The 13737-nt window shown below is 67.3% G+C and carries 14 protein-coding genes; all 14 read left to right on the top strand.

What is annotated here, in order from left to right; all coding sequences use genetic code 11:
• Positions 1 to 5 precede the first annotated feature (5 nt).
• The 14 genes from ACFYRU_RS05835 (at position 6) to ACFYRU_RS05770 (ending at position 13737) form a co-directional block, all read left to right on the top strand.
• Positions 6 to 815 carry an IclR family transcriptional regulator gene (locus ACFYRU_RS05835; RefSeq protein WP_387653377.1) on the top strand — a complete coding sequence of 270 codons (810 nt, stop codon included), beginning with the start codon at positions 6 to 8 and terminating at the stop codon, positions 813 to 815.
• A complete protein-coding gene (locus ACFYRU_RS05830) occupies positions 815 to 1990 on the top strand; it encodes an MFS transporter (protein WP_387653374.1) in 1176 nt (391 codons plus the stop codon). The genes ACFYRU_RS05835 and ACFYRU_RS05830 overlap by 1 nt, the downstream gene beginning before the upstream one ends.
• 206 nt (positions 1991 to 2196) lie before the next feature.
• On the top strand, positions 2197 to 2811 hold the full coding sequence (gene rplJ, locus ACFYRU_RS05825; protein ID WP_387653372.1) for a 50S ribosomal protein L10: 615 nt from the start codon (positions 2197 to 2199) through the stop codon (positions 2809 to 2811).
• Between the two features lie 64 nt (positions 2812 to 2875).
• Positions 2876 to 3268, top strand: coding sequence for a 50S ribosomal protein L7/L12 (gene rplL, locus ACFYRU_RS05820; protein ID WP_387653370.1), 393 nt, complete (start codon positions 2876 to 2878; stop codon positions 3266 to 3268).
• Positions 3269 to 3467: 199 nt separating this feature from the next.
• Positions 3468 to 4415: an ABC transporter ATP-binding protein gene (locus tag ACFYRU_RS05815; protein ID WP_387653367.1), complete on the top strand. Its 948-nt coding sequence runs from the start codon at positions 3468 to 3470 to the stop codon at positions 4413 to 4415.
• Positions 4412 to 5185 (top strand): ABC transporter permease, encoded by a 774-nt coding sequence (locus ACFYRU_RS05810; RefSeq protein ID WP_141854852.1) that lies wholly within the window; start codon positions 4412 to 4414, stop codon positions 5183 to 5185. The genes ACFYRU_RS05815 and ACFYRU_RS05810 overlap by 4 nt, the downstream gene beginning before the upstream one ends.
• A 13-nt stretch (positions 5186 to 5198) precedes the next feature.
• Entirely contained in the window at positions 5199 to 6017 is an 819-nt protein-coding gene (locus ACFYRU_RS05805) for an MlaE family ABC transporter permease (protein WP_387658019.1), read from the top strand.
• Positions 6014 to 7342: an MCE family protein gene (locus ACFYRU_RS05800; protein WP_387653364.1), complete on the top strand. Its 1329-nt coding sequence runs from the start codon at positions 6014 to 6016 to the stop codon at positions 7340 to 7342. Before ACFYRU_RS05805 ends, ACFYRU_RS05800 begins: the two co-directional genes overlap by 4 nt.
• 160 nt (positions 7343 to 7502) lie before the next feature.
• A complete protein-coding gene (locus ACFYRU_RS05795; protein WP_387653361.1) occupies positions 7503 to 8534 on the top strand; it encodes an MCE family protein in 1032 nt (343 codons plus the stop codon).
• Positions 8531 to 9544: an MCE family protein gene (locus ACFYRU_RS05790; protein ID WP_387653358.1), complete on the top strand. Its 1014-nt coding sequence runs from the start codon at positions 8531 to 8533 to the stop codon at positions 9542 to 9544. Before ACFYRU_RS05795 ends, ACFYRU_RS05790 begins: the two co-directional genes overlap by 4 nt.
• A complete protein-coding gene (locus ACFYRU_RS05785) occupies positions 9544 to 10734 on the top strand; it encodes an MCE family protein (RefSeq protein WP_387653356.1) in 1191 nt (396 codons plus the stop codon). The genes ACFYRU_RS05790 and ACFYRU_RS05785 overlap by 1 nt, the downstream gene beginning before the upstream one ends.
• On the top strand, positions 10731 to 11963 hold the full coding sequence (locus tag ACFYRU_RS05780) for an MCE family protein (RefSeq protein WP_387653353.1): 1233 nt from the start codon (positions 10731 to 10733) through the stop codon (positions 11961 to 11963). Before ACFYRU_RS05785 ends, ACFYRU_RS05780 begins: the two co-directional genes overlap by 4 nt.
• Complete coding sequence (locus ACFYRU_RS05775) at positions 11960 to 13249, top strand: MCE family protein (protein ID WP_387653350.1); 1290 nt, start codon at positions 11960 to 11962, stop codon at positions 13247 to 13249. Before ACFYRU_RS05780 ends, ACFYRU_RS05775 begins: the two co-directional genes overlap by 4 nt.
• On the top strand, positions 13246 to 13737 hold the full coding sequence (locus ACFYRU_RS05770) for a hypothetical protein (RefSeq protein WP_387653347.1): 492 nt from the start codon (positions 13246 to 13248) through the stop codon (positions 13735 to 13737). The genes ACFYRU_RS05775 and ACFYRU_RS05770 overlap by 4 nt, the downstream gene beginning before the upstream one ends.

Raw genomic sequence — 13737 nt, 5'->3', positions numbered from 1 at the left:
TCACCATGCAGGAAGTGCGTGGTTCGGTTCAGTCGATCGACCGGGCCGTGGCGATCCTGCGGTGCTTCGACGCGCGGACGCCGGACCTCGGGATCAGCGACCTGGCCCGGGCGACGGGGTTGTCGACGAGCACCGTGCATCGGCTGTTGCTGGCGATGCAGGAGAACGGTCTGGTCCGGCAGACGGCGCACCGGCGGTACGCGATCGGGCCGCTGGTCGTCCAACTGGCGCACAGCGGCGGGATCCCGGCCGGTCTGCGCGACGCGGCCCTGCCGGTGCTGCGTGCACTCCGCGATGACACAGGGGAGACCGCGGCCGTGCACGAGCTGTTGCCGTCGGGGCAGCGCGTCGTGCTGGACCAGGTCGAGAGCTTCCACCAGTTGCGCCGTACGTACACGGAATTCGGCATGCCGGTCGCGCTGCCGCAGGGTGCGCCCGGGAAGGCGCTCCTGGCGTTCTTGCCGTTCGAGCGGCAGCAGGAGGTTCTGAAAGGCCCGCTGGAGAAGGTGCAGCCCGCGACGATCACCGACCCGGAGGTGCTCGCGCAGCAGTTCGTGGAGATCCGGCGGCGCGGCTACGCGATGTCACGGACCGAGCGGACCGAGGGGATCTGCAGCGTGGCCGCACCGGTCTTCGGCTACTCCGGCCAGGTCGCCGGCTGTCTGAGTGTGTCCGGCCCTGAGATGCGGATGCCGGTGGAGCGGATGGAGGAGTTCGGGATGAGAGTCGCCGAAGGTGCCTGGTCGGTGTCGGAGCTGCTGGGAGCCACCCCGGCCACCCGGGACCGCAGTACGGCGCTGGCCGGCGGCCGGTGATGTCACAGGCCCGGACTCTCTGGAAGATTGCCCCTGCCGTCTACCTGCCCGCGCTGCTCTACGGCATCGGTCAGGGCGCTATCGCGCCGGTTGTCGCGCTGTCGGCGACCCACCTCGGCGCGTCCGTGGCTGTTGCCGGTCTGGTCGTAGCAGCAGCCGGTCTGGGCCAGGTGATCGGTGACATCCCTGCAGGTGCGCTGACGAACCGGATCGGTGAGCGCAGCGCGATGCTTGGGGCCACGGTCTTCGTTTCGTTTGCGCTTGCAGCCTGTCTGCTCGTTCCCAACGTCTGGGGATTGGCGATTGCTATCGGTTGCACCGGGCTGGCCGGCGCGGTCTGGGGCCTTGCGCGACAGGCCTATCTGAGCGAGGCAGTGCCTCTTGAGCTGAGAGCCCGGGCTTTGTCGACGCTCGGCGGTGTGCAACGCATCGGGTCGTTCATCGGCCCGTTCCTTGGTGCGGGCGCGATGAAGTTCCTTGGTACGGACGGTGCGTACTGGGTACACCTGGTGGCCGCCGTACTGGCCTGTGGGGTTCTGCTGAGCCTGCCGGACGTAGAGCACCGGCGTGGACGAGGCCCGGTCGCTGCTCAATCCACCTGGGTCGTCATCCGCGACCACTTCCCAGTACTGCGGACCCTTGGCGTCGGGGCACTACTGGTCGGCGCGGTACGCGCGTCGCGGCAGGTGGTGATTCCCCTGTGGGCGTTGCACATCGGGCTGGATCCGCAGACGACCAGTGTGATCTTCGGGCTGTCCGGTGCGGTGGACATGCTGCTGTTCTATCCGGCCGGTTCCGTGATGGACCGGCTCGGGCGGAAGTGGGTCGCCGTACCGTCGATGCTCGTGCTCGGGCTGGCGCATCTGTTGTTGCCGTTGACGCATACGACGGCGACGCTGACCGCGGTCGCGTTGCTGATGGGGATCGGGAACGGGCTCGGCGCCGGGGTGATCATGACGCTGGGAGCCGATGCCTCGCCGCCGGTGGGCCGGGCGCAGTTCCTGGGGGCGTTCCGGTTGTTCGCGGACACCGGGAACGGTGCCGGGCCGTTACTGCTCGCCGGGGCGACGGCCGCGCTCGGCCTGGCGCCGGCGATCGTGATCATGGCAGGCACGGGGTGGGCTGCAGCCACCGCGATGCACCGCTGGATCCCACCGCATCCACAACGGATTTGATAAACCAGGCAGACACCAGGCACACTGTTCACTGCCGAAGACCGCTGGTCGTCACCTCCGGGTGACTGAAGGTCCTGTCGAGAGACGGGCGGCCCGCGCAGGTGACTTGGACAGTGACACAGTATGTTTCACACCCTTGCGCCTGCGCAGGGGTGTTTCTTCTTTTCAGGGGTCCGAGGCGTGGAAGCCGATAGAAGGAGACCCCCATGGCGAGGCCGGACAAGGCAGCCGCTGTCGCGGAGCTGACGGACGAGTTCCGTAGCTCCAACGGCGCCGTGCTGACCGAGTACCGCGGTCTCACCGTTGCGCAGCTCAAGCAGCTTCGAGTTTCGCTCGGTGACGACGTGAACTACGCCGTGGTGAAGAACACGCTGACCAAGATCGCGGCCAAGGACGCGGGTGTCGAGTCGTTCGACTCGCTGCTCGAGGGTCCGTCGGCCATCGCCTTCATCAAGGGCGATGCAGTGGTTGCGGCCAAGGGCCTGCGTGACTTCGCCAAGGCGAATCCCCTTCTCGTCATCAAGGGCGGCGTGCTCGACGGCAAGCCGCTCAGCTCTGACGAGATCAGCAAGCTCGCTGACCTGGAGTCGCGTGAGGTCCTCCTCGCGAAGCTCGCAGGTGCGATGAAGGCGGCCCCGCAGAACGCGGTGTCGCTGTTCGCTGCTCCGCTGTCGCAGGCCGCGCGCCTGTTCGCGGCGCTGCAGGACAAGCTGCCGGCCGAGGCCGCTGCCCCCGTGCAGGACGCGGTGGCAGAGGTGCAGGACACGGTCGAGGCACCTGCCGAGGCGAGCACCGAGGAGACCGCCGCAGCGGACAGCTGAGGCATCTCCCGCAACACCCCATCAGTGATCACCAAGCAACATTTTGTCAGGAAGGACCGCCATCATGGCGAAGCTCAGCACCGAAGAGCTCCTCGGCCAGTTCAAGGAACTGACCCTGCTGGAGCTGTCGGAGTTCGTTAAGGCGTTCGAGGAGGAGTTCGGCGTCACCGCCGCCGCCCCGGTCGCCGTTGCCGCTGCCCCGGCAGCCGGTGGTGCCGGTGGCGCCGCCGAGGAGGCCGCCGAGCAGGACGAGTTCGACGTCGTCCTCGAGAGCGCCGGCGACAAGAAGATCCAGGTCATCAAGGAGGTGCGTGGTCTCACCAGCCTTGGTCTGAAGGAGGCCAAGGACCTCGTCGAGTCGGCCCCGAAGGCCGTCCTGGAGAAGGTCGACAAGGCTGCCGCGGAGAAGGCCAAGGAGGCCCTCGAGGGCGCCGGCGCCACCGTCACCCTGAAGTGACCTCGATTACGTTCCGTCCTGGGACGTAACGAATGTGTTGAGAAGGGCGGTCCCCGCACGGGGGCCGTCCTTCTTGCATTTCCGGATGGCTACGATCGCTTTCGCTTGACTTCCAGGGGTTACGCAAAACCGTACTCGTGCGTAACCTAGGCCACTGCCCTCTCGTTGGGCAGCAGCAGACATCCCGTGAGGAGGGCCGGTGGGCGTAGAAGTCCGCGTCGAAGGTCTCACCAAAACGTTCGGCAGCCAGTTGATCTGGGGCGATGTGTCCCTGACCCTGCCGGCCGGTGAGATCTGCGTGATGCTCGGCCCGTCCGGCACCGGCAAGTCCGTGTTCCTGAAGACGTTGATCGGGCTGCTCAAGCCCGACAAGGGTCACGTGTACATCGAGGGCACCGACATCGCGACCTGCAGCGAGCGCGAGCTGTACGAGGTCCGCCGGTTGTTCGGGGTGCTGTTCCAGGACGGCGCGATGTTCGGCTCGATGAACCTCTACGACAACGTCGCGTTCCCGCTCCGCGAGCACACCAGGAAGTCCGAGTCCGACATCCGCTCCATCGTGATGGAGAAGATGGAGATGGTCGGCCTGGTCGGCGCGGAGAAGAAGCTGCCCGGCGAGATCTCCGGCGGGATGCGCAAAAGAGCCGGCCTGGCCCGCGCGCTGGTGCTGGACCCGCAGATCCTGCTGGTCGACGAGCCGGACTCCGGCCTGGACCCGGTCCGGACGTCGTTCCTGAACCAGGTGATGATCGACCTGAACGAGGCGTTCAGCCCGACGTTCCTGATCGTCACCCACGACGTGAACACCGCGCGCACCGTGCCGGACAACATCGGCATGCTGTACCACCGGCACCTGGCCATGTTCGGGCCGCGGGAGATGCTGCTGTCCAGTGAGGAGCCGGTGGTCCGGCAGTTCCTGAACGCGCAGATGGTCGGCCCGATCGGGATGTCGGAGGAGAAGGACGCCGAGGAACTCGCGGCCGAGGCCGGCCAGGAGCTGCCGCCGCTGCCGCCGATCCCGATCCAGCAACTGCCCAGCAGCGGCATGCTCCGCCCGACCCAGCGCCCACCGGGCGAGTGGTGCCGGGAGAACGGCGTCACCCCACCACCGGGATCCTTCGCCACTTCGACGGTGGGGGCCAGGTGACCGTCTCCGCTACCGCCCCGCTGAAGCACGCAGGATCGCTCTTCGCGTTCGCTCTCGACACCTTCCGGGCCATGTTCCGCCGGCCGTTCCAGCTGAAGGAGTTCCTCCAGCAGGCATGGTTCGTGGCGAGCGTGACGATCATCCCGACCGCGCTGGTCGCGATCCCGTTCGGTGCGGTGATCGCACTGCAGGTCGGCGGCCTGATCAAGCAGTTCGGCGCGCAGGCGTTCACCGGTTCGGCTGCCGTCCTGGCCGTGGTCCGGGAGGCGTCGCCGATCGCGACCGCGCTGCTGATCGCGGGCGCCGGCGGTTCGGCGATCTGCGCGGACCTCGGCTCCCGCAAGATCCGCGAGGAACTGGACGCGATGATGGTGCTCGGGATCGACCCGATCCAGCGTCTGGTCGTCCCGCGAGTGTTGGCGACGATGCTGGTCGCGTTCTTCCTGAACGGGTTCGTCAGCGTGGTCGGAGTGATGGGCGGCTACGTCTTCAATGTCGTGCTTCAGGACGGTACGCCCGGCAGCTACATCGCGTCCTTCACCGCGCTGGCGCATCTCCCAGACCTGTGGCAGGGACAGGCGAAGGCCCTTGTCTTCGGGGCGATCGCCGCGATCGTCGCGGCGTACAAGGGTGTGAACGCGGGCGGTGGCCCGAAGGGCGTCGGCGACGCGGTGAACCAGTCCGTCGTGATCACGTTCATGCTGCTGTTCGTCGCGAACTTCTCGATGACCGCGATCTACTTCCAGCTCGTCCCGCCGAAGGGGGCCTGACGTGTCGGCCCTGATGGACACCCTGGTGAAGAAGCCGCTGAGCTCGCTCGACCGGCTCGGTGAGCAGCTCGCGTTCTACATCAAGGCGCTGGCCTGGTCCGGCAAGTCCGTCACCCGGTACCGCAAGGAGATCCTGCGGCTGCTCGCCGAGGTGACGCTGGGCACCGGCGCGCTCGCGGTGATCGGCGGTACCGTCGGCGTGATCACGTTCCTGGCCTTCTTCACCGGCACCGAGGTCGGCCTGCAGGGCTACTCGGCACTGAACCAGATCGGTACGTCGGCCTTCGCCGGCTTCGTGTCGGCCTACATCAACACCCGCGAGATCGGCCCGCTGATCGCCGGGATCGCGCTGGCCGCGACCGTCGGCTGCGGGTTCACCGCGCAGCTCGGCGCGATGCGGATCAGCGAGGAGATCGACGCCCTCGAGGTGATGGCGATCCCGTCGCTGCCGTTCCTGGTCACCACCCGGATCATCGCCGGCCTGGTCGCGGTCATCCCGCTGTACGTCGTCGGCCTGCTCGCGTCGTACTTCGCGACCCGGCTGACCGTCACCACGTTCTATGGGCAGAGCACCGGTACGTACGACCACTACTTCCACCTGTTCCTGCCACCCGGGGACGTGCTCTGGTCGTTCGGCAAGGTGCTGGTGTTCTCGGTGCTGGTCATCCTCGTGCACTGCTACCACGGGTACCACGCGACCGGCGGCCCCGCGGGCGTCGGCGTCGCCGTCGGACGGGCCGTCCGTACGTCGATCGTCGTGATCAACGTCGTCGACCTGCTGCTGTCGATGGCGATCTGGGGTACGACGACCACCGTGAGGCTGGCCGGATGACCCGACTCATTTCGCACAAGATCCTCGGCGTCGCGTTCATCGGCGTACTGGTGTTCCTGCTCTGGCTGACGTACGCGTTCTACGCGAAGGTCTTCGTCAGTACCGTGAACGTCGAGCTGAAGACCAGCCACATCGGCCTGCAGCTGAACCGGCACGCGGACGTCAAGCTGCGCGGGATCATCGTCGGCGAGGTCCGCAAGGTCTCCACCGACGGTGACGAGGCGACTGTCGACCTGGCGCTGAAGCCGGACCAGGTGGACGAGATCTCCGCCGCCGTCAGCGCCCGGATCCTGCCGAAGACGCTGTTCGGCGAGAAGTACGTCGCGCTGGTCCCGCCGAACGGCCCGGAAGGCGCGCACATCAAGGCCGGCGACGTGATCAGCCGGGACAAGACCGCGGTCGGCATCGAGATCGAGAAGGTGCTGAACGACGCGCTCCCGCTGCTCCAGGCCGTCGACCCGGCCGACCTGAACGCGACGCTGAACACGCTCGCGACCGCGCTCGAGGGTCGCGGCACCGAGATCGCCGGCACCCTGACCCAGCTGGACGCGTACCTGAAGAAGCTGAACCCGAGCATCCCGAAGCTGATGGACGCACTCGCCAAGCTCAGCCAGGTGTCGGACCTGTACGGCGACGTGACACCGGACCTCGCCCGCGCGCTGCGCAACCTGACGATCACCGGCAACACGGTCGTCGAGAAGGAGAAGCAGCTGCAGGCGTTCTTCGTGAACGTCCAGCAACTGTCGACGACCGGCGACGCGTTCCTGAAGGCGAACGAGGACCGGGTGATCCGGCTCGGCCAGGTGAGCCGCCCGGTGCTGGATCTGCTGGAGAAGTACTCGCCGGAGTTCCCGTGCTTCCTCGGGGTGATGGCCGACACGCTCCCACGGCTGAACGACACGTTCCGCGACGGCCGGCTGAACATCAACCTCGAGCTGATCACCAACCAGCCGACGCCGTACGAGCCGAACGAGCTGCCGGCCTACAAGGACCACCGCGGCCCGACCTGCGTCGGCCGGAACTACAGCGTCCCCGGTGAGAAGCCCGGCCCGTACACGCAGGAGAACCCGGCGCCGTACGTGACCGGCGACGACGGCGTGATCGGCGACCACAACAAGAACCAGCGCTTCCCGCTCAACCTGCAGCTGAACCGGGCGATGCCGGGGTTCGCGATGGACACCCAGGGTGTGGGTACGCCGGCCGAGCAGAAGGTGATCGACTCGGTCGTCGGCCCCGAGATGGGCATCGCGCCGAACGACGTACCGGACCTGACCACCTTGCTGATCGGCCCGCTCCTCCGTGGAGGGCAGGTGAACCTAAGGTGACCCCCCTCGACTGTTCGGCACGCATCTCCGGCGCCCAGGTGGGCACCTCGCTGCGTTGTCGTCGGCACACGATGAAACCCGCATCGAGTACCTCCTCCGCCTTGCGATGCACCCACCTGGACACCGGAGCTACGCACCAACAGCCGAGGGGGGTCACCAGATGAGCTTCTTCGACAAGAAGACCACGTTCGACACCGTGCGGCTCGGGATCTTCGTGGTGGTGACCACGATCGCGACCGCGCTGCTGGCGGTGACGATCGGGAACATCACCTTCAACTCGACCACGAAGTACCGCGCGGTGTTCACCGACGCGGTCGGGCTGAACCAGGGCGACGACATCCGGATCGCCGGGGTGAAGGTCGGGCAGGTCGACAAGATCCAGCTGTACCAGGACTCGCTGGCGATGGTGACGTTCAGCGTCGACTCCGACCAGGTGCTGGACACCTCGACGCACGCCACGCTGCGCTACCGCAACCTTGTCGGCAACCGGTACATCGCGCTCACCGACGGCGTCGGTGGCGGCCCGCGGCTGAAGAAGAACGGCGTCATTCCGAAGGAGCGGACGACACCGGCGCTGGACCTGTCCGTGCTGTTCAACGGCTTCAAGCCGCTGTTCACCGCGCTCACCCCGGCGGACGTGAACCAGTTCGCGTTCGAGGTGATCAAGGTGCTGCAGGGCGAGGGCGGCACGATCGAGTCGCTGCTGGCCAAGACCGCGTCGCTGACCACCACGCTCGCCGACGCCGACCAGGTGATCGGCGACCTGATCACGAACCTCACCTCGACGCTGCAGATCGTCTCGCAGCGGCAGCAGAACTTCTCCCAGCTGCTGGTCAACCTGCAGCAGTTCATCACCGGCCTGAGCCAGGACATCAACCCGATCCTCAGCTCGCTGACCTCGATCAACTCGCTGAACACCAAGACGGCAGGCCTGTTGCAGCAGACCCGGGTACCGATCAAGGCCGACCTGAACCGGCTGCGGACGGTCGCGAGCACGCTCGACGACACCCAGTCGATCTGGGTGAAGACCCTGCAGTTCATGCCGGAGAAGCTGAACTCGATGACCCGGACCGCGTCGTACGGCTCCTGGTTCAACTTCTACCTGTGCAACTTCGACGGCAACGTCACGCTGCCGACCGGCACCCGCATCCCGGTCTCGTACGACCTGAACTCGGCGAGGTGCCAGAAGTGAAGCCGTTCCGCGAGCAGAACCAGGTGACGATCGGCGTCGTCGGCCTGACCGTGATCGGGCTGATCATGCTGGCCGCGTTCAAGGCCCAGGACCTGCCGCTGATCGGCGGCGGGACGAAGTACTCCGCGCAGTTCTCCGAGGCCGGCGGCCTGAAGGCGAACGACGAGATCCGGGTGGCCGGCGTCCGGGTCGGCAAGGTCCGCGACGTGGTTCTCGAGGGCACCCACGTCCGGGTCGACTTCGTCGTCGACAAGGGCGTGAAGCTCGGCGACCAGACCGGTGCCGAGATGAAGATCAAGACGCTGCTCGGGCAGAAGTACCTGAAGCTCGACCCGGCCGGTTCGGGGCAGCTGAAGCCCGGCTCGGAGATCCCGCTGGACCGGACGATCTCGGCGTACGACGTGGTCGACGCGTTCACGGATCTGGCCAACACCACCGAGCGGATCAACACCGCGCAGCTGGCGAAGGCCCTGGACACGCTGTCGGCGACGTTCAAGAACACCCCCGACGAGGTGCAGGCCTCGCTGACCGGGCTGTCCCGGCTGTCGAGGAACGTTGCTGCTCGTGACGCGCAGCTCAAACTGCTGCTGCAGCACTCGAACGTGGTCACCAAGGTCCTTGCCGACCGCAACCAGCAACTGATCAAGCTGATGAAGGACGGCAACAAGGTCTTCCAGGCGGTCCAGGCCCGGCGCGCGCTGATCCACCAGCTGCTGGTGTCGACGCAGGCGTTGTCCGCGCAGATCACCGCGCTGGTACGGGAGAACCGCAAGGACCTGGCGCCGACACTGCAGAAGGTGAACGCGGTCCTCGCCGTGCTCCTGCAGAACCAGAACTCCCTCGACGCGAGCCTGAAGGGCCTGGCGCCGTTCGTCCGGGTCTTCACCAACACGCTCGGCACCGGGCCGTGGTTCGACACGTACCTGCAGAACCTTGCGCCGGTTCCGGAGATCCCGCTGCCCAAGCTGCTGCCTCCCGGGCTGCCCAAGATCCTCGGGGGTAACGGCTGATGCGGGTGAACGCACTGTCCCGGCTGGTCGCGGTGGCGGTGGTCCTGGTGATCGTCGTGATCAGCGCGGTCACGTTGTGGCCGAAGCCGAAGCGGGTGACCGCGACCGCGTACTTCCCGCGCGCGGTCTCGATCTACCCCGGGTCGGACGTCCGGATCCTCGGCATCAAGGTCGGCGAGGTGGACAGCATCACGCCGGCTGGCCGCTCGGTCCGGGTGAAGTTCTGGTGGGACGAGAAGTTCAAGGTGCCCGCCACCGCGAAGGCGGTGATCGCGTCGCCGTCGATCGTCGCGGACCGGTACCTGCAGCTCACGCCGGCGTACTCCAAGGGCGACGTGATGGCCGACGGCGCCGAGATCCCGCTCGACCGGACCGCCGTACCGCTGGAGCTGGACCAGATCTACCAGAGCCTGAACGACCTGTCGGTGGCGCTCGGCCCGAAGGGCGCGAACGACCAGGGCGCGCTGGCCCGGCTGCTCGACGTCTCCGCGAAGAACCTGAACGGCCAGGGCGCGAAGATCAACCAGACCATCACCGACGTGTCGAAGCTGACCAGCACGTTGTCGGGGAACTCGTCGGCGCTGTTCAACACGATCCGGCAGCTGCAGACGTTCGTGTCGGCGCTGGCCGCGAACGACGGACTGGTCCGGCAGTTCAACCAGAACTTCGCCGCGACCTCGACCACGCTGGCCGGCGAACGCAAGGACCTGGGCAACGCGCTGGCGATGCTGGCGACCGCGCTGACCGAGGTCGGCACGTTCGTCCGGGACAACCGGACCCTGATCAAGGGGACCGTCTCGCAGGCCACCCAGCTGTCCCAGATCCTGGTGAAGGAGAAGGCCGCGATCGCCGAGGTGCTGGACACCGCGCCGCTCGGCCTCGGCAACCTGGCCCGGATCTACAACCCGCAGTACGGCACGCTGGACCAGCGGATCAACCCGGGCCAGCTGGACGACCCGGCGACGTTCATCTGCTCGATCCTGCTGCAGGCGAACCAGTCGATGTCGACGTGCTCGGCGCTGAAGCCGGTCCTGGACGCACTTGCCAAGCTGCCGCTGATCACCCAGCTGACCGGTGCGAACGCCCCGGTCAGCGGTGGCCCGGCCGGTACGCCCTGGGCGCCCGCGCCGAAGGCGCCGCTGAACAGCCCGGACCCGGTGGACCCGACGCTCGGGGGGCTGGTCCGATGAAGCGCCGTCTGTCGTTGGTCGCCGGAGTCGCCGCGCTCGCGACGCTGCTGTCCGGGTGCGACTTCTCCGTGTACTCGCTGCCGCTGCCCGGCGGCGCCAAGATCAAGGGCCCGTCGTACACCGTCACCGTCGAGTTCGCCGACGTACTGGACCTGGTCCCGAAGTCGTCGGTCAAGGTCGACGACGTCACCGTCGGCACGGTCGAGAAGGTCTGGCTGGACGGGTACGTCGCGAAGGTACGGATCAAGCTGCCGAAGAGCCTCGACCTGCCGGACAACACGCACGCCACGATCCGCCAGACCAGCCTGCTCGGTGAGAAGTTCGTGTCGCTGTCCCGGCCGACCGGGTCGGAGCAGCCGCGCGGCAAACTGGAGAACGGCGAACTGATCCCGCTGTCGCGGACGACCAGCAACGTCGAGGTCGAGGAAGTGCTGTCGGCGCTGTCGCTGCTGCTGAACGGCGGCGGGGTGGCGCAGCTGCAGATCATCACCCAGGAACTGAACAAGGCCCTGACCGGGAACGAGCCGGCGATCCGCAGCGTGCTGACCCAGCTGAACACGTTCGTCGGGACGCTGGACCAGAACAAGGCGACGATCATCACCGCGATCAAGTCGGTGGACGCGCTGGCGAAGAAGCTGAACGCGCAGAAGGCGACGCTGGCGACCGCGATCGACTCGTTGCCGAAGTCGATCAAGACGCTCGACCAGCAGCGCGCCGCCCTGGTGAAGACGCTGCAGGCGCTGGCCACCCTCGGCAACACCGCGACCCGGGTGATCACCTCCTCGCAGAAGGACCTGGTGGCGAACCTGCAGTCGCTGTACCCGACGCTGACCAAGCTGGCCGAGGCGGGCGCGAACCTGCCGAAGTCGCTGGAGCTGTTGTTCACCTACCCGTTCCCGGACCAGGCCGCCAAGGCCGCGAAGGGCGACTACACCAACCTCGGGATCACCCTCGACGTGAACACCCAGAAGGCGCTCAAGGGCCTGATCGGGCTGGACCTGCCGACGGTCGGCCCGACGGCGCTGCCGACACTCGGGATCAGCCTCCCGGTCCATCTGCCGACCAAGCCGGGCGCCGGCGGCAGCGGGCTGCCGTCGCTGCCGGTCCCGACCGGTACCACGACGACCTGCATCACGCTGCTCGGGCTGCCGGTCTGCTCACCACAGCTCAAGCGGTCCGGGTTCGATCCCGACCTGGCGCGGGCCCTGATGCCGGGAGCGGTCTCATGATCACCAGGGCGGTCCGGATCCAGTTGATGGTGTTCCTGCTGATCACCGTCGTCGGCGTCGCGTTCGTCGGCGCCCGGTACGCGCAGGTCGACCAGCTGGTGGTGAACAAGAACTACACGGTCAGCGCGAGCTTCGCCGAGTCCGGCGGGATCTTCTCCGGCGCCGAGGTGACCTACCGCGGTCAGCCGGTCGGCCGGGTCGGCGACCTCAAGCTGCTGTCCGACGGCGTCGACGTGAACCTCGAGATCGACAAGAAGTTCAAGATCCCGAACGACCTGCTCGCGGTGGTCGCGAACCGGTCCGCGATCGGCGAGCAGTACGTCGACCTGCAACCGCGCCGCGACGGGGCGCCGTACCTGCAGGACAACTCGAAGATCGCCCGCCAGGACACCGCCGTACCGATCGACACCACCGAGCTGCTGCTGAACCTCGACCAGCTGGTGAACTCGGTCGACAAAGAGAGCCTGCGGACCACGGTGCACGAGCTCGGCGCCGCCCTGAAGGGCAAGGGCACCGACCTGCAGAAGATCATCGACAGCTCCGGCAAGCTGATCGACAACGCGGACGCGAACGTGCTGCAGACGATCAAGCTGATCAACGACGGCGACACCGTGCTGGCCACCCAGGTCGCCAGCGGGGACGCGATCAAGACCTGGGCGAAGAACCTCGCGCTGCTGTCCGACACGCTGGTCGCCTCGGACAAGAGCCTGCGTACTGTCGTCGACCAGGGCTCGTTCGCGTCCAGCCAGCTGACCGGCCTGATCCGGGACAACAGCGCGGACGTCGCGGTGCTGCTGGGTAACCTGCTGACGGTGAGCGAACTGACCGCGGTCCGGCTGGATGCCGTCGAGCAGCTGATGGTGGTGTACCCGGCGGTGGCGATGGGCGGGTACGTCGTACCAGCGAAGGACCCGGGCACCGGCCACTACGACGCGCACTTCGGGCTGGTCGTCGGCCTCAGCCCGCCGGCCTGCCGGCCCGGGTACGGCGGCACGGACAAGCGGGTCCCCCAGGACGTCAGTGACACCCAGGCGAACACCAAGGCGGCCTGTACGGCGAGCCCGTCGAGCGGGATCAACGTCCGCGGCTCGCAGAACAAGCCGGCGCCGTCGTCGCGGTACCTGAACCGCACCGGGTACGGCGTCGGCTACGACCCGGCGACCGGCCAGGCGGGCGGCACCGGCGGGATGCCGTCGATGGTGCTCGGCTCGACCGGCGGACAGCAGGAGTTGCTCGGCAGCGACTCCTGGAAGGCACTCATCCTCGGACCGGTGACCGGCCAGTGATCGCACGGAACGGCCGGCTCTTGCTGGCCTGGGCGCTCAGTGTGTTGCTCGTGGTGGCACTCGCCGGGCTGACGTTGTCGGTGGTCGCGCTGCGCAAACAGCGGGCGGACGACGCGGAGCGCGACGGCGCGATGAAGGCGGCGCGGCAGCTCGCGCTGGACTTCACGACGTACGACTACCAGACCTCGAACGCGGACTTCCAGCGGGTGATCGACGAGTCGACCGGCCAGTTCAAACAGGAGTTCCAGGCCGGCATCGACGCGGTCCGGACCGAGGTGGTCGAGAACAAGGCGACCTCCAAGGGCGACGTGAAGGAGGCGGGCGTGGTGTCGAACGACAAGGACTCCGCCCAGGTCCTGGTGATCGTGAACGCGGTGGTGACGAATACGGCCTCGACCACCGGGACCGAACGCCGGTACCGGATCAAGCTGGACATGGTCCGCGAGAAGAACCGCTGGCTGACCGCCGACCTCCAGGTGGTGGGCTGA

The sequence above is a fragment of the Kribbella sp. NPDC004536 genome, assembly GCF_042873835.1.
In the GTDB taxonomy this organism is placed as follows: Bacteria; Actinomycetota; Actinomycetes; order Propionibacteriales; family Kribbellaceae; genus Kribbella.
Note: the sequence above shows the minus strand (reverse complement) of the source record. Positions and strands in the feature narration are given on the sequence as shown.